This window comes from Aureibaculum marinum (assembly GCF_003813905.1).
GTDB classification, from domain to species: Bacteria; Bacteroidota; Bacteroidia; order Flavobacteriales; family Flavobacteriaceae; genus Aureibaculum; species Aureibaculum marinum.
In genome coordinates this window covers 170,978-193,007 of sequence record NZ_RPFJ01000011.1, presented here as the reverse complement: position 1 = coordinate 193,007, position 22,030 = coordinate 170,978, and the positions used below count along the sequence as shown (strand labels likewise).

Genomic DNA, 22,030 nt, shown 5'->3' with positions numbered 1-22,030 from the left:
TGGTTTCAACTAAAATTTGAAACCTATTATTTAATAATTTTTTCATCGGACTAGTAATGTCCTAATTCTCTATTAAAAAAATTATTAAAGTTGTGGAGGTTGCAATAGAAGCTTTGGAAAATATTTAGAAATTAAAATCCTATAAAGATGCTTTTGTAATTTTGAGAATTTTAAGACAGATCCTTCATTCTCTTCGCTATGGAATACTTTATTTTTAGTGTCATCTTCTTTATTCTCTTTTTTTTCTTCTTCATTTACACTAAAAACAGAAGACACATCAGTTGCACTATCTACAAGTGATATTATAGTAGGTGCAACTATAAAATTAACAAATACTACGAGCAAAAAAATTGAAAAAATGTTTTTTGACATCAACATTCCAAGTTTGTGGAGTACAAATATAATACTTTTGAATAATGCGTCAACCTGTTTTTAGACCATTTACAAAAAAATTACTTAGAATTAAATTACCTTTGTATTATTGACATTAAAATTTCATCGCTATGTACGGTAATATTAAACAACATTTAGAAAAAGAACTTCAAGAAATAAAAGAAGCTGGCCTTTATAAATCAGAAAGAATAATAACTTCTGCCCAAGATGCTGTGATTAAAATATCAACAGGTCAAGAGGTAATTAATTTTTGTGCCAATAATTATTTAGGTCTTTCAAATCATCCTGAAGTCATTCAAGCTGCTAAAGATACCATGGATACGCATGGCTACGGAATGTCTTCTGTTCGCTTTATTTGTGGTACACAAGATATTCATAAGGAGTTAGAGCAACGTATTGCTAAATTTTATGGTTTTGAAGATACAATTTTATACGCTGCTGCTTTTGACGCAAATGGTGGTATTTTTGAACCCTTATTGACCAAAGAAGATGCTATTATTTCAGACTCATTAAATCATGCTTCAATTATTGATGGCGTTCGTTTATGTAAAGCGGCTCGTTACCGTTATGAAAACAACAATATGGAAGAATTAGAAGCAAGATTAAAAGAAGCTAACGAAGCTGGATCTCGTTTTAAAATTATTGTAACAGATGGTGTATTTTCTATGGACGGAATTGTTGCCAGTCTTGATAAAATATGTGATTTAGCAGACAAATATGATGCTATGGTTATGGTAGACGAATGTCATGCTGTCGGATTTATAGGTAAAACAGGAAGAGGCACTTTAGAACTTAAAGATGTATTAAAACGTGTTGATATTGTTACAGGAACCTTAGGAAAAGCATTGGGTGGAGCAATGGGAGGATATACAACTGCTAAAAAAGAAATTATTGAAATATTAAGACAACGCTCTAGACCTTATTTATTTTCAAACTCTTTAGCTCCTGCAATTGTTGGAGCCTCTTTAAAAGTTTTTGATTTATTAGAAAATGATACTTCTTTACGTGATAAATTAGAGTGGAATACTAATTATTTCCGTAAAGGAATGGAAGCCGCAGGTTTTGACCTTGTTGGTGCTGATGCCGCTATTGTACCCGTTATGTTATACGATGCCAAGCTATCTCAAGACATGGCAAACGCTTTACTAGAAGAAGGTATTTATGTTATCGGTTTCTTTTACCCTGTAGTACCTAAAGGAAAAGCTAGAATTAGAGTTCAACTTTCTGCCGCACATAATAAAGAACATTTAGATAAAGCAATTACTGCATTTACCAAAGTAGGTAAAGCGTTAAATGTAATTAAATAATAAATTGATTATCATTTCTGCATAAGAGCACTTATGCAGAAATGATAATAGAATTGAATAACTTTGCCTCATGAGTTTGATTAGAATTACCAAGCATTTCGATTTTGAAACCGCACATGCCCTCTATGGCTATGACGGCAAATGCAAAAATATTCACGGACATAGTTATCAATTGTATGTTACCATTATTGGAACTCCAATTAATGATGCATCACATGTAAAAAACGGAATGGTTCTTGACTTTGGTGATTTAAAAAAAATTGTAAAGTCAGAAATAATCGATATTTTTGACCATGCCACTGTATTAAATGCAAGTTCACCTCATAAAGAATTAGCTTCTAAAATTGAAAGTCATTCTTCTAAAGTCATTTTAGTTGATTACCAGCCTACAAGTGAAAATATGATTATTGATTTTGCGAATAAAATCAGTAAAAAACTTCCAACTTCAGTTAAGTTACATTCAATAAAATTACACGAAACAAATAATTCATATGCAGAATGGTTTGCTTCAGATCAGTCTTAGAATTACCTCAATAACCACCGTGGTAAAAATTTCCTTAATTTTGAAGTCAAATTACTTTAATGAACATCACCCTTTCTAAAAATAAAAAAATATACTTCGCCTCAGATCAACATTTGGGTTTGCCTAACCACAAGGATAGTTTAGTACGTGAAAAAAATTTTATAAAATGGTTAAACACAGTCAAAAAAGATGCAGAAGCGATCTTTTTATTGGGTGATTTATTCGATTTTTGGTTTGAATATAAAAAAGTAGTTCCCAAAGGATTTGTGCGTGTACTAGGTAAACTAGCCGAAATTAAAGACAGTGGCATACCTATTTATTTTTTTGTAGGCAATCATGATTTATGGATGGATGATTATTTTGAAAAAGAATTAGACATTCCAGTATATCACAGTCCTAAAGAATTTACCATCAATAAAAAAATATTTTTAATTGGTCATGGAGATGGCTTAGGACCAGGTGACAAAGGCTATAAACGAATGAAAAAAGTATTTACCAACCCTATTTCAAAATGGTTATACCGTTGGCTACATCCAGATATTGGCATGCGTTTAGGCGTATATTTATCTACAAAAAATAAAATGATTTCTGGAGATGAAGATGCTAAATTCTTAGGAGAAGAAAATGAATGGTTGGCTCAATATTGTAAACGAAAATTAGAAACAAAACACTACGATTATTTTATATTTGGACATCGTCATTTACCTATGGAAATTGAAGTTGGAAAAAATAGTACATACATTAATTTAGGTGATTGGATTAGTCATTTTACCTATGGTGTTTTTGATGGAAAGGATGTTGAATTGAAGAAAAATGAAATTAAAATAGAACCTAAATGAAAGAAGGATTAATAAAGGATGTTTATGAAGCAGTGATAAGGGAAATACAAACCGTAATTACCATTGCCTATATTCTTGCTGTTGGCATCGGTATGCTGTTTAACTATCATAAATATAAAGAGTTCGGTATAAATATTTTTGATTATGCTGATGTTTTTGACTTTATAATTGCACCTTTTGCGGATCCTCAAATTTTATTTTTTGCGGTAATATCAACTATAATTCCTTTTATTATTTATAAAATTGATATTTGGATGAAAAACAAATTTCCCAAATTTTACACAAAATCGAATTTTGGTATGGATAAAAAGAAATGGTTCACCAATTTTAGGATTACTTCTTTTGCTATTTTATTTATTGGATATTTATTTTTATCAGCTGTTTATTACGGATATTATTCGAAAGGAAAAATAAAAAATCAACATCTAATAAGTGTAAAATTTTCTGATAATGAAATTCTAAAAGGACTTTTTATAGGTAAAACTAAAGAAACACTCTTTTTACTTATAGGTGATAAAGTAAAAGTAATTCCAATAAGTTCTATGGTAAAAGAAATAGAATTATCTTCAGTCAACACAAATTAACAATGGCTAAAACAAAAACAACATATTTCTGTCAAAACTGCGGTACACAATATGCTAAATGGGTAGGTAAATGTAATGCTTGTAATGAATGGAACACCATTGTTGAAGAAGTAATTCAAAAAGAAGAGAAAAGAGCTTGGAAACAATCATCATCAGTTAAAAAGGTAACCAAGCCTTTAAAAATTAATGAAATTGCTATTAATGAAGAAGATAGAATTGATACTCAAAACAATGAACTAAATAGGGTTTTAGGTGGTGGTCTTGTAAGAGGTTCCATGACTCTTTTAGGTGGTGAACCTGGTATAGGAAAATCTACTTTAATTTTACAAGTATCTTTAAGTATTCATAAAAAAGTACTTTATGTTTCTGGAGAAGAAAGTCAATCACAGATTAAAATGCGTGCTGAAAGACTTGAAAATATAAACACAGACTGTTTAATTTTAACAGAAACCAAAACCCAAAATATTTTTAAAAGCATAGAAGAAACCCTACCAGATTTGGTTGTTATTGATTCCATACAAACCTTACACACTGATTCTATAGAAGCATCTCCTGGTAGTATTTCTCAAATACGTGAAACTACGGCAGAACTTATAAAATTTGCCAAAGAAACGGCAACACCAGTTATTTTAATTGGGCATATTACCAAAGAAGGGACTATTGCAGGACCTAAAATTTTAGAACACATGGTTGATGTAGTTTTACAATTTGAAGGTGATAGAAATCATACTTACAGAATTTTAAGAGCTCAAAAAAATCGTTTTGGTTCTACTGCGGAACTCGGTATTTACGAAATGCTTGGCTCAGGATTACGAGAAGTTGAAAACCCTTCAGAAATATTAATTTCAGAAAAGGATGAAACTTTAAGCGGAACAGCTATAGGAGCTACTCTAGAAGGCATGCGACCATTAATGATAGAAGTTCAAGCCTTAGTAAGCACTGCTGTTTATGGAACACCTCAACGATCTACAACGGGGTATAATACCAAAAGGTTAAATATGATTTTGGCAGTATTAGAAAAAAGAGCAGGTTTTCGTCTTGGAGCAAAAGATGTATTTTTAAACATAGCAGGTGGTATTTCAGTAGATGATCCTGCTATTGATTTGGCTGTTGTTGCATCTATTCTATCTTCCAACGAAGACGAACCCATTCCACAAGATTATTGTTTTGCTGCTGAAGTTGGCTTAGCAGGAGAAATTAGACCAGTAAACCGAGTTGATCAAAGAATTTTGGAAGCAGAAAAGCTAGGATTTCAAAAAATTATGGTTTCTAAGTTTAATAAAATTCCACAAAAAAAATATACTATTGAAATTGTATTAGTTTCTAAAATTGAAGATGTTTATAAGCAACTATTTTAATAAAAACAAACGAAATTTTTAACTATTTATATTTCAAAAAAAATACTGCACGGTATTTTACAAACTCTAAACAACTGTTTTTCAATATATAAAAAAATAAAAAGTCTATTACAAATAAACTATTCAATACTTTCAGGTTCTATTCCCCAACCATCGTAATACCCTTTATTAATTAATGCAAATGTGCTCAGTACTTTTGTTAACTCTGCCATAAAAGTAGGATACAATTCATTTTCACGATGTATTTGCAACTCATAAGGAAAATTATTTTCCTTTTTAAAGTTTAAAGAATCTACCTTAAAATCAACAGTTTTAATTTTATCTAAAAATGATTGCCTGTTTTTGTCTTTTTTAAAATAAAAGTAATGTTTAATTTTTCTCTTTATGGAAAGATCTGCACCTTCAAAATACATCTGATTTAATAAATCTTGACTCATAAAAAAGTTTTCAGAATCATCTTTTGGATACAATACCTCTTTAAAATAATCCCATCGTTTATCTCTTTTTATAACTAGATAGTTTTTCGAATTAGAAAATTTTTTTTGGTATAGAGAGTCTATTTTCTGTCTAACATTTGTAGTATCTTTTATATAATAAGCATCAAAACCAGAGCATAAATAAGTAACAATACCTACCAATCTATTCTTTTTAGATAACTTATTAAGTTCATTAGCTACAGCATCTGAAAAATTATAAATTTCTTCCAACCCTTGAGCGTTAGGTGCTCCATTTTTATAACACTTGTTTGTTCTTTTTCCAACTAAAACTAAATTCTTATAGTTGGGTTTAGTTAATGCATATCTATAATTAAGGGTAATTGCCATAATTCCCTTTTCTTTCTCTATTACATAACTCCCCCAATCATCTTGGGCATTAGTTACAAAAAAACTTAAACTAAATACAATAGGAAGTAAAAAAGTCTTAATCATAAAATAAAGGTCTATAAAACATTTTAATTATCAAAAATAATGCCTCATTAAAATAAAAATCCTGCAAAGTATAAAATACGATGCAGGATTAATAGAAACGATATTATAATAATTATACAAACCTGTTGTAATAAGTAATTAAACTTTGATAAGCTCTACCAATAGTTTCTGCTTCATTATCTGTTATTTTTCCATCTCTTTTACTCTTTCTAACGTCGCCTAAAAACTCTTCAACTTCTTGGTAATAGTTTTTGTAAAAAATTGATTTATTATGCTCTTCTAATAATTCAGGAGTTAAATCTTTATGTTTAGCATAATTAGCTTCTAATTGATCATATTTTAATTTCAACATCTCCATGTTAATTTCTTCAGCATAAACAATATCTCTAATTGCCTCGGCAACAGCTAAATCTGTTTTTGATGCAATTATACTCTCACTAAGAGGATGGTCTTTTAATAATTCAATTTCTGCTTCATTAGCAATAGGTTTTAAGATTGAATATGCTTCTGAACGTTTTTCATAAAAGGCCATAATGTTAGTTTTTATAACCTCCAGATACTCTGCTCCCTTTGCCCAATCATCATCCTTAAAATCTTCACTATCGTAATATGCTTTAAACTTCTTATATGCATCATGTGTGTTTTCAAATGCTTCTGAAGTCGCTTTTACACTATTTGTTAGCTCTTCTTTCACCTCAGAAGGTAAATTATTACCAGGTTCTAATAAATAAATACCATCTCTCTCTTTGTTAATATCAGGAACTGAACCAATAAAGGCATGTGCCAAAAATAGATTCGGTTTTTTCTTTTGAGTTACCATATTGCTCATTTCTTCATAATCATCACTCGCTCTTGTAATTTTATCACCTGCATCATTCATATAATCGACCAAGGCATTGTTATAAGCTATAACATTGTTGGCTCCACCTGAACCCAAATCACTTACAGCATCTAACGCACTACTGGCTTTATCACCTAATTTTCCACAGCTTACTACTATTAGTGCTGCCATTACAAATACAATTTTAAATTTCATAAATATGTTTTTAAAGATTAAAAGTGGACAATTTAATTTTTTAAAAAAACATTTTAGGTAAAAAATTGAAAATATTTTAACATAAATACAAACAACAAAACAACAATTTAAGAACATTTGTTAAAAAAAGTGTAACTTATAAATCTTTTAATACGGGATATGACTAGATTTTTGCTAACACTTACTCTTTATCTATTTACCTCTATTTGCGTTTTTTCTCAAGAAACAGGCTCAATAAAAGGAGTAATTTTTGATTACGAAAATCAAAAACCATTACTAAATGTTTCTGTTACAATGAAAGAGTTAAACAACATTACTCTTACTGATATTAATGGCCAATTTACATTACTAAAAGTTCCTAGTGGAGATTATATTATTGAACTTTTTAAAGAAAATTATGACTTACAAAATTATCCTATTTCAATAAAAGAAGGTGAAATACTTGATTTAGGTACCATTTACCTCTATCCTAACGATATTGTATTTGACAATTCGGACCAACTAATTTGGCTTGATGAAAATAGTTATGAAAATAACCAAACGTATTACACAGCAGCAAAGGATATTTTTTTACAACGGGTTGGTTTTGATTTTAGTCCCACGTTTTTCAGCTTCAGAGGTTATGATGCTAGTCAATCAAAAATACTATTAAATGGCTTAGACATAACCAACCTATATAATAATAGACCACTTTGGAATACATTTAGTGGATTAAATGATATTACTAGAAATAGAGAATCTACCATTGGGCTTACCTATTCTTCACAAAACTTTGGAGAGTTATCTGGCATAACATTAATAACAACTGACGCTACTAAAATGAGAGAAGGCCTACGCATTTCAAGTTCCTTTTCTAATAAAAATTATGTTGGTAACACCATGGCAACCTACAACTCTGGTCTACAAAAAAACGGATTGGCATACAGTATATCAGCATCGAGACGTTGGGGGAGTGAAGGTTATGTCAACGCAACTTTATACGATGCTTTTAGTCTTTTTGGTACATTATCATATATTATAAATAAGACTCATAGTATTAATGCTACTGCAATTTACGCTCCAAGCAGAAAAGGACAAAATACGGCCATAACCGAACGTACTTTTAATGAATTTGGTAGCAAATACAATCCGTATTGGGGGTGGCAAGAAGATGAAAAACGAAATTCTAGTATTTCAACATTTAAAGCTCCCATTTTTATGCTTGGCTACCAGTTTAAGAATGACAAATCTGTATTTTCTACAAATATTTCCTATCAATATATTGATCAAAAAAATAGTCGATTAGATTATACAGATGCTCCTAATCCGTATCCAAATTATTGGAAATATTTACCTGAAATTAGTGAAAATCCGCAAATTGATTGGTTAAATTTATACGAAACCAATTTAAACACAGCTAATATTTCAGATGGAGGATCTGCTCGATATTTGATATACGACAATGTAAAAAAAGATGCTGTTTTTACGGTAAACACTATATTAAATAAGAAATTAAATGACAAACTAAATTTAGATGTGGGACTTTCATTTAAAAACAGCAATTCTAATAATTATGCCCTACCAAAAGATCTTTTAGGAGGACAATTTTATGTCGATGTAAATCCATTTACCCTTATTGAGGGTAATCCTTCCAAAAATGACATGTTAGGTAAAGAAAACAAGGGTTTAAATGATAAAATCAAATACAATTTTGATTTACAGGCATATCAAGTTACTGCATTTACGCAATTGCAATACAAAACTGAGAAAACCGAATTTTTTATTGCCGCCAACTACTCCAAAAATGAGTTTCAGCGAAAAGGCTTGTTTTTAAACCAAGCATACGAAAATAATTCATTAGGTAAAAGTAAAACCTTAACTTTTAATGACTATGCTTTTAAAGCTGGCCTTAACTATCAATTTATTTCAAACCATTATTTTGAAATTAACACGGCTTACTTAACCAAAGCACCAACCATTCAAAATTCATTTATAAATATTAGAGAAAACAATGCTCTTGTTCCTGATTTGATATCAGAGAAAGTTACCTCCGCAGATGTATCGTATCTTATTAAAAGTCCAAAATTACAATCTCGACTAACAGGTTATTTTACCGATTTTAAAGATGGAACCACGGTTAACTCCTTTTTTGCTGAAATAGGTACAGGAGCCGATTTTTTTCAAGAAGTAATTTCAGGCATTGACAAACGTCACTTGGGTTTAGAATTAGGATTGGAGTATGAAATCAACTCCAATTTTAGCAGTTCCGTAGTAGCGGCATTAGGACAACACACCTATACAAACAATGCCAATGTAGGTGTTAATTTTGATACCGCCGGACTTAGTGAAGATCAAATAAACAATACAGGTTTTATAGATTTAGGTGAAACCTATCTAAAAAATTATAAAGTAGCTAATGGTCCGCAACAGGCCTTTTCTATTGGTTTGTTTTATAAGAATACACATAATTGGTGGCTTAATGCTTCAGCAAATTATTTTTCAAATGGGTACTTAGATATCTCTGCAATAACACGAACAGATGCCTTTTTTAATAACCCTAATGACTTTGGTCAGCCTTATCAGGATATTGATTTTGACCTTGCAAGAACCTTATTAAAACAAGAAATATTTAGTAGCTATTCAATCATTAATTTATCTGGCGGAAAGTTATGGCAGTACAAAAATATCAATCTAAAATTAGTAGCTAGTATTCATAATTTATTTGATGTAAACTATATCTCTGGTGGCTATGAACAATCACGAACCGCAAATTATGCTTCTTTAGTAGCAGATACAGCCAATGGTTCTGCACAAAGAAACTTTGGTCCAAAATATTGGTATGGTTTCGGACGAACCTATTTTATAAATCTTGCTTTAAGTTTTAAAAAAACTAAGAATAATCATTTAGTAAAAATTGATGAATAACACCACAGTTAAAACTATTAAAAATGAAAACCATCCATAAATATGTTTTTTTCATCTTCCTCGCACTTGTTTCATGTGTACAAGATGATGACTATAATATCCCAAATACCATCGATTGTGTTGAATCTGTTTTAACACCCACAAAAACTGTTGAAGAAATATATAATTTAACAACAAGTAGTACCACACAATACACAGAAGCTGATGTTATTGAGGCTTATGTAACTTCTAACGACCAATCGGGTAATTTCTATAACGAATTGCATTTTCAGACACTAGACGGTAGTCGTGGTTTTAGTATTCCTGTTGATGTACCCGATTTATACACCATTTTTAATCCTGGCAGAAAAGTATCTATAAACCTAAAAAACACCTTTACTCAATTAAATTTTGAGAGCTTAGAAATTGGTAATTTATATGTTGATGAACGGACCAAAGAAGAATCTATCGGTAAAATTACGGCTACAAACTTTAAAAATGTGTTGGTAAAAACTTGCGATGTTGTTGATGAAGAACAACTTGTAAATAAAATAACATTGAGTGAAATTACGGATGCCCATCTTAACACGTTAATAGAACTAAAAGATGTTCAATTTGAAGATGCCGCATTAGGCAAAACATTATACGATACCAATACAGATTCTGGTGGAGGTACAAATTATTTAATTGAAGACATTTCAACAGCATCCATTTCATTTAGAACCAGTGCTTTTGCTAATTTTGGAACTACAGAAGTTCCAAGCGGAAATGGTACCATTAGAGGTGTTTTAACCAAATTTAGCAACACCTATCAAATTTTAATAAGAAGTATTGAAGATGTACAATTAAACAATGACAGAAAAAGAATTGGCTTTGCAGAAAGTATTAGTGGCACAAAAGTAACTATTGCAGATGTAAGGGCATTATTTACGGGTACAGATTCTAAAATTACCGATGATATTTATATTGAGGGTGTTATTACCATGTCAGGAATTGATCAAAACAATATGTCAGATCGCAATGCATTTATTCAAGATGAATCAGGAGCTATCGCATTGCGATTCTCTTCCACAGGTTCATTACGAAGTGGCTATCAAGTAAAAATCAATTTAAAAGATGTTGTTTTGGGTAGTTTAAGAGGCTTGTTACAAGCAAATATTACCCAATACAAACACGTACTTTTTGTAGCGGATAATGTTACTTTACCAACACCAACCCCCATTAACATTGAAGACCTTAATACAGGTAATTACGAAGCTCAATTGATAAGCATAGACAATGTACAGTTTGAAGAAGAAGAAGGCACATACAAAGGCAGTATTCCCATAACCGATTGTAAAAAAACCGTAGAGGTTTTAACCGTTTCAACAGCTACGTTTGCTAATGAAGAATACCCTACTGGTAATGGAAAAATTATAGGTATAGCCTCAACATATACAGACCCAGTTTTACTACTTAAAAACTTGGAAGGAACCATTGATATGACGACTACTAGATGTGTACCAACAGGAGATATTACCAATAAGGTTTTTATTTCTGAAATAGCAGACCCTGATAATAATGCCAATGCTCGTTTTATAGAAATTTATAATGCAGATTCTAAACCTATTGATCTTACAGCATGGACGCTTAACAGATATACTAACGATAGCGAAACCGTATCTTCTTCTATGGATTTAACTGGAATTACACTTGCTGTTGGACAAGCATTTGTAATAGCGGTAAATGATGTAGAGTTTGAAGCCACGTATGGTTTTGCTCCTGATATGGATGGTACCAGCACTGGCCCAGCAGGCTCAAATGGTGATGACAACATTACATTGGTTGACCCTAACGGAACTGTCATCGATATTTTCGGAGTTATCGGTTTTGATGGTTCAGGTACTGACCATGAGTTTGAAGATGGTAGGGCCTTACGTAATACTTCAGTTACAGAAGGAAATCCTGTTTACACAATTTCTGAATGGCAAATCTGGAATGATACAGGAGCAGCAGGCACAACCAAATTACCACAAAATGCACCCGAAGATTTTACGCCTGGAGTGAGGTAATAGTAAAGTACAAAAGCATGTATTATAAACGTAAAATGTTTTTCTGTATATATACTAAGACAACTTGTTTGCCTTAAGTATCGAATTAAGCGTATGGGTTGTGTTTTTACACAAGTAGTTGTTTCCACTTATCTGATTCTGCAAAGTCCTTTACTATTCTATTGCGTTCAGTTAATAAGTCTGTCATATATTTTAGTAAGAATAGTTTGTATGCTAATTTTCCGAGAAAACCGAAAGGCGATTCATAGTCAAAATAGTCAATCATTAACGTCTCACCATTGGTGTCAATAAAATGATGTTCGTGCTTAAAAGCTTTAAATGCACCTTTTACCATTTCATCTACAAACAAATCTGCTCGCTCAAATTTCGTAATATTTGAAGTCAATATTTGATAAAAACCAAAATGTTTTGCTCTCCAAGTAACGGACTCACCAAGCTCAATTAATCCGCTCGTTTTTCCGGCTATTGCTTCTTCGTTAGTTTGCTCAGTAGAAATTTTGTGAAGATTTATACTTCGTGATAGGTCGAATACAATTTCTTTACTTGCTTTAATTTTAGTTTGCAATTCGATTCTCGGCATTTTGTATTTCCTAAAGAGAAATTAAATATTTATGTCATTTCAGTAATTCCCATTTAAGTGATAGGAATTTAGTTATTTTCAGTAGTATATATAGTATTTCTGTCAAGATTACTCTTCCTTTTCAAATTTATTTTTTTCCGATAAACCGAGAACAATGAGATATACTACACCGAACATGAAACCCAATATAATTATTCTTGATATTAACTCAAAACCAATTTGTTCTAACATATTTAATTATTTAAAATTCATATTTCTCTTAAGATAGTCATTTTTTTTAATTTTTCAGCCAATAATAAGGATTTTTATATGTACTCGAGGAATTACACACAACGGTTTGTGTTTGAAACGTAGCATATAAAAATACACTAAATTTCGGTTTATGCATTTAGCCATCTCAACGCTTCGGTATTTATTTAGTTTTATCTTATTTGTTTTAAAGCCAAATTATAAGATTTGGCGGCTTCATAAAAATACACAAACCCAGCGATTAAGTTAAAAGCCTGTATTGTTTATAGGTTGTGTTGTTTATAGGTTGTGTTGTAAACTGGCTTATTCCCGATTATTCCATTGTTTGACAACATCTTGCTGTAATGCCCATATCTCAGAAATTGGCACCGCTTTTTTACTTAAATCATTGATATTTTTATGTTTTGTCCACACGGCAAGATTGTTCCCTTTAAAAAAGTATTTAAAGATTACAGAACCCACACCAAGAAGAAGGAATATAGGATATCATCTAAAATATGTAGGGCCTGTGTCCAATGAAAAGGCAATGTTTAGGTAAAACGGCACAAGAAAAGAAGTTTTCGGTAACGTATTATAGAGAAGAATATGAACGCAATAACCAACGGGTAAACAGCAAACGAGGACGGTATATGAAATCTAAAAGGCAGAGTACAGTTGAACCCGTCTTTGGTACACTTACCCAATTTATGGGACTCAGAAAAATAAATACCATTGGCATACAACAAGCTAATAAGGTAACGCACCTATCAGTGATCGCCTATAATTTAAAGAAATACCTAAAATTTATCAGTAAAGTTGTAAGAAGTGAAGCCAACTCACTTACAACTTATTTAACTCAAAAGATTAACAATATATGGGGTGAAATAAGCTGGTATAACCTCTTTAATAATATTGAAATGAGGTAAAAGATAAAATCACAGCCGTTCTTAAAATGGTTGAAATCAAGTCAATTATTGATTAAAAGAGTGTTTTTTACTGCTTGTGCAACGATTACCGGTGTTACCCAACGTATTTGTTTTCATTCCAGAAGTCAATCCTTTTCTCAATCTCTTTTTTTGGTAGTCTATTGTTTAGTAGACTAAGTTGCTTAATTTTCTCAACAGCTTCTTGAAAAGTGATTATTCCCTGTCTTAGAAATTCATCAAAAAGATAAATTATTCCTCTGACCTCTAAATTATCTTTACTAGCTTGTTTTCTTAGTTTTCCATCGCCTGTTAATAATACGCCTGAAAGTTTTTTACTGTAATACCAAACGGAACAATCTTCAAAACTTAATCCACTACTATTGTCTAAAATTGAATTGATTCCTTGAAAATCTTCAATTTTTATCGTTTCGATGATTCCAAGTTTGTTTGATTCACTTAGTTCGGTTATTGGTCCTCTTTGTTTGTCATTTAATTCTTCAATGACAAAATCGGTAGTATGTAAATCAAAATTTAGTTTTGAAAAAGCTTCAAGAAGTTCGAGTTTAACTAAGTCTATTAAGATATTAGCATCATTAATTACTATTTTCATAATGTGCATTTAATCTATATCAAAGAACTCTCTTTAACGGATTCTATATTCTTGTTTAATAATGATGAAGCTTTACTTATCGAGATGTTTTCTTGAGAAAGAGCTCTATAAACTAATTGTTCAAACCTGTTAGATTTTTCTGGGGTTTCAAATCTCGAAGCATTTACTTCTCTATTTAAAGATGGGTTAAATCTAGTCCTTTTGTAAAAATCAGTATGACGTTGTTTACTTAAAATTCCAGAGTCAACAAGTCTGTAAACTATTGCAGGAATACTAATTCCATATTTTTTTTGAGTTGAAATTAATTCAGCAAGAGTTATGTGGTTTCTTTTACCTCCAAATTCTCTTATAACAATTTCTTTAGGAAATAGGAATTCAGCAGCAAATTTATTACAAAATTGTTCTTCTTGTTTAGTCTCGCAATCAGGAAGATTTAATAATAAGTGTCCTAACTCGTGAAGTAAAGTAAATCTTTTACGTTCTACTGGAAAATTACCATTAACGACAATTACGGGAAATTTACCATTAACATAAGTTGCTAATCCGTCAAATTTATCATCTACATCGTACAATTCAATTACTTTTATTTCTTTATCTTCTAAAAGTTGAATTATATTATGAATTGGGTCAATTCCAATTTCCCAATCAGTTCTAAGTTTTAAAACTGCTTTTTCTACATCTTCAATTTTGTTAATCTTGATATTTTTAATGGTGTTTTTAAAACTATAATCAATTGATAAGGTATCCTCTAACCAAATGTAATTTTCTAAATTGATTTTTATTTGTTCTTTTAATGAACTTTGTTTTTTTAAAGAAAAACTTGATTTTTTTCTAAAGTTTATCTCGCCTAATTCTACTTGAAAAGAATTAAAGAAATAGTCCATTTTTAAACCAAATAGTTTTGAAAGTTTAAGAAATTTTGAGCTAGTTGGAATTGCATCTCCATTTTCATACTTACTTACCATTTGTTTAGACACACCCAATTCGTCCGCAACGTTTTGTTGGGACAAACAATTAAGTACTCTTGCATTTTTAATGCGATTAGCAACTAAGTTTTTCATTTTGATTTTATTGGTTGTCAAATCTACATAAAATTAATCAATTGTCAACTGATTTCAAAATTATTAACTAAGTTTTATATGTTGGGTAACATCTGTTTAACCACATTGCGGTTATATCATATATCTCTGCAAGTTATTATTTTTTTATTTAACTAAAAGCGTCTATGCCTATAAGCCAATAATTATCTAAAAAAATTATTAGTAAACAAAAAGATATGAGGCCTATTAATTAAACTATTCAATATTCAAAAATTGTAGTGAACAGAAATAGCAAACTCATAAAAAAGTTTTAACTTTTATAATTCTGGAAGGGAAAATTCTTGATCATATTCTTTTTCTTGCCAAAAAGATTGTGGAAACACCCAATTACTATTTTCAATAGCATTTTTACGCCCCCATGAAACACAAAAAGGGTATGTTTCATTTTCAAGTGTTATACTACCAAAAACATAGCAAATGGTGGCACCACTCACTGCTCCTTTATGTAACTCAACAGACTGAATTGTAAAATTAGAGGCTAAGGGTATTTCCTTTATTATTTCAATATCTTCTATCCTATAACTAGAACCATCTTCTATTATATATGGATGAGAATCTTTAATTGGTAAACCTGGATTTTTAGCCAGAACACATCTTTTTTTGGTAGTTAATTGTTTATTAATTAATTCTACGAAAGGTTCTTCTTTTGAAACATCTAACATCTTATCTCTAAGTACGTAATAAAATAGTGACAGTATTAATAGGATCAGTACAACAGCAATTAATACAATATGTTTAAAAGTCATAATCTTAGTTTTATTTATTCAGCTTTTGAATTACAAGTTGATCTTTTTCAAGTTCAACAAAAGTAAATGGAGTATTGGGTTTATTTGTTTTGAGAATTTTAAGTATGAGCCGAAATTCAACATTGTTGTATGTAAATGAAAGTGGCGTAATACGTCCTGTTCCAGAACTCCAATGAAGTTGTTTAACGCCCAACTCCCCATAAACTTCAAAGTCCCAAAACTTCATGGTCCATTTTGCATTATTAGGGCCAGGAACTGTTCTGTATTTTACAAATTTTAAAGAAAAATCTTCAAATACGAGCTCTTCTTCTAACTTAAAATTTACAATGGTATTATAGTCTTGCATTTCTTTACAGTTCTTTGAGCCAATATTATATTTATAACACTATAAGTTATTTACGACTAATTAAAACGTTGATAGGCAAAATTAATTACATTTTAAGGTTACCTAAAAAACTTGGTATCATCGGAGGTTTATATCAAAACCCTTATTTTTACTCAAATATTCTTAACTAAAACCATGCAACAACCTAAAATTATAAACATTAAAGACAAAAACTTAATAGGTTTATCGATACATACCTCTTTAGCAGAAAATAAAACTTTTGAATTATGGAGCACATTTAAGCCCCGCGTAAAGGAAATTAATAACAGAATAAACAAGGGTTTTTACTCTATTCAAGTTTATGAAAATAATTTTGACATAAGACAATTTACACCCAATACCTATTTTAAAAAGTGGGCAGCAACTGAAGTTTCTGATTTTGATACTACACCCAAAGGTTTACAACCTTTTACATTACCTGGTGGATACTACGCTATTTTTATTCATAAAGGTAGACCTCAACAATTTCCAAAAACAGCTGAGTATATCTACGGAGAATGGTTGCCAAATTCTGATTATGAATTAGATAATCGCCCACATTTTGAATATATACCTGAACACAACAAACCAAATGACCCTAATGCCAAAGAAGAAGTTTGGATACCTATAAAATTAAAAGTGTCAAAGTAACTTTAACAATTTTTTAGATTCAAAAAATCCATATTCATATTTAATCTACTAACTTTGTAGGAATTAAAATAACATAAAAAAAATTATAACTATGGCAACATTACGATTAGGAGATACTGCTCCAAATTTTACCGCTCAAAGTTCAATAGGAGAACTTAATTTGCACGAATACTTAGGAGATAGCTGGGGAATTTTATTTTCGCACCCTGCAGATTTTACCCCTGTTTGTACTACAGAATTAGGTACAACAGCTAAGTATAAACCCGAATTTGATAAACGAAATGTAAAAATGATTGCATTGAGTGTAGACGGTGTTGATTCTCATAAAGAATGGATTAAAGACATTAATGAAACACAACAAACAGAAGTTAATTTTCCTATAATTGCAGATGAAGATAGAAAAGTATCAGATTTGTATGATATGATTCATCCAAAAGCTGATAATAATCTTACAGTACGTTCTGTATTTATTATAGCACCTGACAAAACAATCAAATTAATATTAACTTATCCAGCATCAACAGGTAGAAACTTTAAAGAATTGTTACGTGTTATTGATTCTTTACAGCTTACAGAATATCATAAAGTAGCCACACCAGCAAACTGGGAACAAGGTGAAGATGTAGTTGTAAGTCCTGCAATTGCAACAGAAGATGCTAAAAAAATATTCACAAAAGGTGTAAAGGAAATAAAACCATATTTAAGAATGACACCACAACCTAATTTATAGGTTATACTAATTAAAAAACCTCTTATTTCTAAGAGGTTTTTTAATAAGAAATACATACTTCTAGAAGATAAATTATTCAACTATTATCATTTTGAAAAGTTTATATTAATTCGTTGTTAAGAACTGCTGTTTATGATATAAAAACAAACTTTTCGTAACTATAAGTAAACTTATTTTTTTGTGTCAAATAGTACTTTTAATACGTGTTAAACAAAAACTATTTATTATGAAAAAACTAAGTGTATTTATTGTAATGCTATTTTTGGGAACCCTTATGGTTTTTCCAACAAATGTAAAAAATGACCTTAACCCTGATTTAACCATTCAAATCAGAGAAATGCTTAAGTCTCCAGACTTTATTAATTCTAAAGAAGAACTAAATGCAACTGTTTTTCTAACACTAAACAGTAATAATGAAATTGTAATTATTCAAGTGGATAGTGAAGAAGAACAAGTTGAAAATTTTGTTAAAAGTAGACTTAATTATAAAAAAGTAAAAAGCCACACTTCCATTCAAGGCAAAATATTTAAAATGCCTTTAAAAATTATAGCACAAAAATAGAAGAATATTTATTCTGAGTTAGTAGTCAAGCCTTATTCTATAAAAATGGATTAAGGCTTATTTTTTAAAGTAATATACACAGGGAAATGATCACTATAACCTCCTTGAAACCAAGGACCTATATAGGTTCTAAATGGTCGCCCTTTATGCTTTCCTTTCCATTCTTTTAAAAACTCTGGATTAAAAACATATGCATCTTTAAATGTGAAATCATCCGCATTTAAAAGGTTTTTAGTTAAAATAATTTGATCAAATAAGTGCCATTTTCTTCTATAAGTTAAACTTCCTAAACCTTTATCAAACATAGACTCGTAAGGGTTATAAAACTCTTCTGTTACTAGGTGCTGTTTAATACTTGTATTTGTTGGGTCATCATTAAAGTCGCCCATGATAACGATATTCGGATTTGGTGTTTCAAGTTTAATTTTTTCAATAGTATTATGAATTAGATTTGCCGCTTGAATTCTTTTATATTGAGTATCACCATCTTCTCTTCTTGATGGCCAATGGTTTACAAAAAAATACATTAGTTTTCCCTGCAGTTTTCCTTTTACCAATAAAATATCACGAGTTTGATCCCTAACTCCATCAAAATTATCTACCAAAAGTGTAATAGATTCTGCATGTAGTAACTCAAAAACGGATTTTCTATATAAAAAAGCAACATCTACACCTCGCTCATCTGGAGAATCAAAATGAACAATTTCATACCCTTTTTCTTTCAAATCATTTTTACCTAATAAATCATTAATTACCCGTTTATTTTCAACCTCTGCTATACCAATTACAGCTGGTGAAAAACCTGTTTCATTATGACCTATTAAAGAAATAGCTCTACTTAATAATCTTAATTTTCTATGGTATCTTTTCTTATTCCACTTATTTTTGCCTGTAGGAGTATAATCTCTATCTAAAACATTATCTGTATTATAAATATCAAATAAGTTTTCTAAATTGTAAAAGGCAATGGTGTATAAATTATAATCAGGTAAACTATTAATCAAAGTATAAAATTAAAAATATCGAAAGTACAAAAATTAAAATTGAACTTGTTTTAACGTTTCAATTTTTGCGAAAATAAATAATTTTTTATCATTTGAAAAAATTATAATTATACCCCATTATTGTCGAAAAAAGTTAAAATTGGTTCATCATTAAGTTCAGTATTCTTTATACATTTGTAATATGATAGAAGAAAAGAGTTTAGAGCTTGAAAAAGCGGTACTTATAGGTATTATAAATAAGGAGCAGAATGCAGAAAAGTCTGAAGAATATTTAGATGAATTGGCTTTTTTGACATTCACTGCTGGTGGCGAAGTTGTAAAACGTTTTACGCAAAAAATTGATATTCCAAATCCGAAAACTTTTATTGGCTCGGGTAAAATGGATGAAGTCAAAAATTATGTTGAAACTAATGACGTTGGGGCAGTCATATTTGATGATGAACTATCTGCCGCTCAGCAGCGAAATATTGAAAAAATATTGAAATGTAAAATTCTTGATAGAACAGGATTAATTCTCGATATTTTCGCACAACGTGCTCAAACTAGTTATGCCAGAACACAAGTAGAATTGGCTCAATATGAATATTTATTACCTCGCTTAACCGGATTATGGACTCACCTTGAAAGACAACGTGGTGGTATTGGAATGCGTGGTCCTGGAGAAACAGAAATTGAAACAGATAGGCGTATTGTACGTGATAGAATTTCTTTATTAAAGAAAAAACTAATCACCATTGATAAACAAATGGCTGTACAACGTGGTAATCGTGGTAAATTAGTTCGAGTAGCCTTGGTTGGATATACCAATGTTGGAAAATCAACATTGATGAACGTTATCAGTAAAAGTGAAGTTTTTGCAGAAAATAAATTGTTTGCAACTTTAGATACTACAGTTAGAAAGGTGGTTATTAAAAATATTCCTTTTTTAATGACAGATACCGTTGGTTTTATCAGAAAATTACCTACACAATTGGTAGAGTCGTTTAAATCTACCTTAGATGAAGTTCGTGAAGCAGATTTACTATTACACGTAGTAGATATTTCTCACCCTAACTTTGAAGAACATATTGAATCTGTAAACAAAATTCTCGATGAAATAGACAGTGCTGATAAGCCTACGTTAATGGTATTTAATAAAATAGATAGTTATACGCATACTACCATTGATAATGACGATTTAGTAACCGAAAAAACAAAAGAACACTATACCTTAGAAGATTGGAAAAAAACATGGATGTCAAAATTAGATAAGGATTGTATCTTTATTTCAGCCCTTAACAAAGAAAATATTGACGACTTTAAAGACAAGGTTTTTAAGGCTGTAAAGAAAATACATATTGCTCGTTTTCCATATAACGACTTTTTGTATCAGGATTATGAATAATTTTATAGGGTTTAGTGGTTCTCAGATTATATATTCATCAAAACGAAAAATAGTGTTGAGTACTGAAGACTTATATTTCACTATCATCTCCAATAATTCCAAGCTTTTTAGCACGTTTTTGCCAATTTTTTCTGGCAAGTTGTTGCATGTCTGAATCTGTATCACTTTCATCCATAATTTCCAAACCAAGTAAAGTTTCAATTACATCTTCCATCGTTACTAATCCATTGACAGAACCATACTCATCTACAACTAAGGCCATATGGTTTCTACTTTCTATTAATTGTTCAAATAAAACAGGAATAGGCATATTTCTATGTACCACAATAATATCTCTTTTTATCTCGGATAATTTTTTATCTCCATTTTCTAATGCCATTTCTCTAAAAACCTCATCTTTTAGAACCAAGCCGGTTATATTATCTGTTCTTTTAGTATAAACAGGAATTCTTGAAAAACGCAAATTAGGATGTTCTGTAAAAAATTGTTCAACGGTTTTATCTTCATCATAAGTAATCATTACCGTTCTAGGAGTCATAATATTTTTTGCTACAACTTCATTAAATGTAATCATATTTTTTATAACTTTACTTTCAGACTCCTCAAAAACGCCTTCTTCTTGAGCAATGTCAGCCATTGCATGAAAATCTTCACGACTTAATATACTTCCCTGATGTCCTTTACCACCAACCATTCTAGTAAACAACTGTAGTATCCATAAAACACCTGTATACTTTAATATTGCAACCATTATTTTTAAGCTATTTGCTGTAAAATTTGCTAGCTGTTTCCAATACGTAGCACCAATAGTTTTAGGTATAATCTCAGAGAGCACCAAAATTAAAAAGGTCATCACAGCAGATACAATACCTACCATATTATTACCTGAACCAAACGCCTTTTCAGCTTGAACTCCAACAAGTATAGCTCCAACTGTATGGGCTACTGTATTTAATGTAAGAATTGCAATTAAGGGTTTGTCAACATCTTTTTTTAATTCTTCCAAGATAGAGGCATATGCCTTACCATCTTTTAGTTTTAAGTTTATAAAAGTTGGAGAAATACTCAACAAAACAGCCTCCAAGATTGAACACAAAAATGAAAAAAAGATAGAAACGAAAGCGTATAGTATTAGTAAAGTCATTATTTTTCTAATTTATGGCTAAAATAAGAAATTTGAATTACTGTTACTTGTCTAAGAATAGAATTGTAGTACTATTATAAAAAGAGCACTCTCTAAAA

Annotated in this window: 22 protein-coding genes; 12 read left to right on the top strand and 10 right to left on the bottom strand. The window is 30.4% G+C overall.

The window, feature by feature from the left end; translation table 11 throughout:
- Nucleotides 1–84 precede the first annotated feature (84 nt).
- Nucleotides 85–372, bottom strand: coding sequence for a hypothetical protein (locus tag EGM88_RS09370; protein WP_123897835.1), 288 nt, complete (start codon nt 370–372; stop codon nt 85–87).
- A 131-nt stretch (nt 373–503) separates the two neighbouring features.
- Here EGM88_RS09370 and kbl point away from each other — a divergent pair, with 131 nt between their 5' ends.
- From kbl to radA, 5 genes are all read left to right on the top strand, one after another.
- Complete coding sequence (gene kbl / locus EGM88_RS09365; protein WP_123897833.1) at nt 504–1,700, top strand: glycine C-acetyltransferase; 1,197 nt, start codon at nt 504–506, stop codon at nt 1,698–1,700.
- A gap of 70 nt (nt 1,701–1,770) precedes the next feature.
- Nucleotides 1,771–2,223 carry a 6-pyruvoyl trahydropterin synthase family protein gene (locus EGM88_RS09360; RefSeq protein ID WP_123897831.1) on the top strand — a complete coding sequence of 151 codons (453 nt, stop codon included), beginning with the start codon at nt 1,771–1,773 and terminating at the stop codon, nt 2,221–2,223.
- A gap of 59 nt (nt 2,224–2,282) precedes the next feature.
- Nucleotides 2,283–3,062 (top strand): UDP-2,3-diacylglucosamine diphosphatase, encoded by a 780-nt coding sequence (locus EGM88_RS09355; protein WP_162497562.1) that lies wholly within the window; start codon nt 2,283–2,285, stop codon nt 3,060–3,062.
- Nucleotides 3,059–3,646 (top strand): hypothetical protein, encoded by a 588-nt coding sequence (locus EGM88_RS15925; protein WP_203229450.1) that lies wholly within the window; start codon nt 3,059–3,061, stop codon nt 3,644–3,646. The genes EGM88_RS09355 and EGM88_RS15925 overlap by 4 nt, the downstream gene beginning before the upstream one ends.
- 2 nt (nt 3,647–3,648) lie before the next feature.
- The gene (gene radA, locus EGM88_RS09345) at nt 3,649–5,004 is read left to right on the top strand and encodes a DNA repair protein RadA (RefSeq protein WP_123897829.1); all 1,356 of its coding nucleotides are present in this window, start codon (nt 3,649–3,651) and stop codon (nt 5,002–5,004) included.
- Nucleotides 5,005–5,123: 119 nt separating this feature from the next.
- On the opposite strand, the gene EGM88_RS09340 is transcribed toward radA, so the two are convergent.
- On the bottom strand, nt 5,124–5,933 hold the full coding sequence (locus tag EGM88_RS09340) for a ribonuclease E inhibitor RraB (protein ID WP_123897827.1): 810 nt from the start codon (nt 5,931–5,933) through the stop codon (nt 5,124–5,126).
- Between the two features lie 112 nt (nt 5,934–6,045).
- Entirely contained in the window at nt 6,046–6,969 is a 924-nt protein-coding gene (locus EGM88_RS09335) for a DUF6845 domain-containing protein (RefSeq protein WP_123897825.1), read from the bottom strand.
- 159 nt (nt 6,970–7,128) lie between these two features.
- Between EGM88_RS09335 and EGM88_RS09330 the strand changes: the two genes are divergently transcribed.
- Both EGM88_RS09330 and EGM88_RS09325 read left to right on the top strand, forming a co-directional pair.
- Nucleotides 7,129–9,873, top strand: coding sequence for a carboxypeptidase-like regulatory domain-containing protein (locus tag EGM88_RS09330; protein WP_123897823.1), 2,745 nt, complete (start codon nt 7,129–7,131; stop codon nt 9,871–9,873).
- Between the two features lie 23 nt (nt 9,874–9,896).
- On the top strand, nt 9,897–11,903 hold the full coding sequence (locus tag EGM88_RS09325; protein ID WP_123897821.1) for a DUF5689 domain-containing protein: 2,007 nt from the start codon (nt 9,897–9,899) through the stop codon (nt 11,901–11,903).
- Between the two features lie 106 nt (nt 11,904–12,009).
- Here the strand turns inward: EGM88_RS09325 and EGM88_RS09320 are convergent, their stop codons facing one another.
- Nucleotides 12,010–12,483 carry an SRPBCC family protein gene (locus EGM88_RS09320; RefSeq protein ID WP_123897819.1) on the bottom strand — a complete coding sequence of 158 codons (474 nt, stop codon included), beginning with the start codon at nt 12,481–12,483 and terminating at the stop codon, nt 12,010–12,012.
- A gap of 764 nt (nt 12,484–13,247) precedes the next feature.
- On the opposite strand from EGM88_RS09320, the gene EGM88_RS09315 reads away from it, so the two are divergent.
- On the top strand, nt 13,248–13,637 hold the full coding sequence (locus tag EGM88_RS09315) for a transposase (RefSeq protein ID WP_123897817.1): 390 nt from the start codon (nt 13,248–13,250) through the stop codon (nt 13,635–13,637).
- 94 nt (nt 13,638–13,731) lie between these two features.
- Here the strand turns inward: EGM88_RS09315 and EGM88_RS09310 are convergent, their stop codons facing one another.
- The 4 genes from EGM88_RS09310 to EGM88_RS09295 all read right to left on the bottom strand — a co-directional run bounded on the left by EGM88_RS09310 (nt 13,732) and on the right by EGM88_RS09295 (nt 16,439).
- Complete coding sequence (locus tag EGM88_RS09310; protein ID WP_123897815.1) at nt 13,732–14,247, bottom strand: PIN domain-containing protein; 516 nt, start codon at nt 14,245–14,247, stop codon at nt 13,732–13,734.
- A 14-nt stretch (nt 14,248–14,261) separates the two neighbouring features.
- The gene (locus EGM88_RS09305; RefSeq protein ID WP_123897813.1) at nt 14,262–15,308 is read right to left on the bottom strand and encodes an XRE family transcriptional regulator; all 1,047 of its coding nucleotides are present in this window, start codon (nt 15,306–15,308) and stop codon (nt 14,262–14,264) included.
- Nucleotides 15,309–15,604: 296 nt separating this feature from the next.
- A complete protein-coding gene (locus tag EGM88_RS09300; RefSeq protein WP_123897811.1) occupies nt 15,605–16,093 on the bottom strand; it encodes a hypothetical protein in 489 nt (162 codons plus the stop codon).
- A gap of 10 nt (nt 16,094–16,103) precedes the next feature.
- Nucleotides 16,104–16,439, bottom strand: coding sequence for a hypothetical protein (locus EGM88_RS09295; RefSeq protein WP_123897809.1), 336 nt, complete (start codon nt 16,437–16,439; stop codon nt 16,104–16,106).
- A gap of 174 nt (nt 16,440–16,613) precedes the next feature.
- Here EGM88_RS09295 and EGM88_RS09290 point away from each other — a divergent pair, with 174 nt between their 5' ends.
- From EGM88_RS09290 to EGM88_RS09280, 3 genes are all read left to right on the top strand, one after another.
- On the top strand, nt 16,614–17,108 hold the full coding sequence (locus EGM88_RS09290) for a GyrI-like domain-containing protein (RefSeq protein WP_123897806.1): 495 nt from the start codon (nt 16,614–16,616) through the stop codon (nt 17,106–17,108).
- A 91-nt stretch (nt 17,109–17,199) separates the two neighbouring features.
- Nucleotides 17,200–17,838, top strand: a complete 639-nt coding sequence (locus tag EGM88_RS09285; RefSeq protein ID WP_123897805.1) for a peroxiredoxin — start codon at nt 17,200–17,202, stop codon at nt 17,836–17,838.
- A gap of 226 nt (nt 17,839–18,064) precedes the next feature.
- Nucleotides 18,065–18,400 carry a hypothetical protein gene (locus tag EGM88_RS09280; protein ID WP_123897803.1) on the top strand — a complete coding sequence of 112 codons (336 nt, stop codon included), beginning with the start codon at nt 18,065–18,067 and terminating at the stop codon, nt 18,398–18,400.
- A gap of 50 nt (nt 18,401–18,450) precedes the next feature.
- Here EGM88_RS09280 and EGM88_RS09275 read toward each other — a convergent pair whose 3' ends face one another.
- Nucleotides 18,451–19,404, bottom strand: a complete 954-nt coding sequence (locus tag EGM88_RS09275) for an endonuclease/exonuclease/phosphatase family protein (protein WP_123897801.1) — start codon at nt 19,402–19,404, stop codon at nt 18,451–18,453.
- A 181-nt stretch (nt 19,405–19,585) separates the two neighbouring features.
- Between EGM88_RS09275 and hflX the strand changes: the two genes are divergently transcribed.
- A complete protein-coding gene (gene hflX / locus EGM88_RS09270) occupies nt 19,586–20,788 on the top strand; it encodes a GTPase HflX (RefSeq protein WP_123897799.1) in 1,203 nt (400 codons plus the stop codon).
- Nucleotides 20,789–20,858: 70 nt separating this feature from the next.
- Here the strand turns inward: hflX and EGM88_RS09265 are convergent, their stop codons facing one another.
- A complete protein-coding gene (locus EGM88_RS09265) occupies nt 20,859–21,932 on the bottom strand; it encodes a hemolysin family protein (RefSeq protein WP_123897797.1) in 1,074 nt (357 codons plus the stop codon).
- Nucleotides 21,933–22,030: the final 98 nt, after the last annotated feature.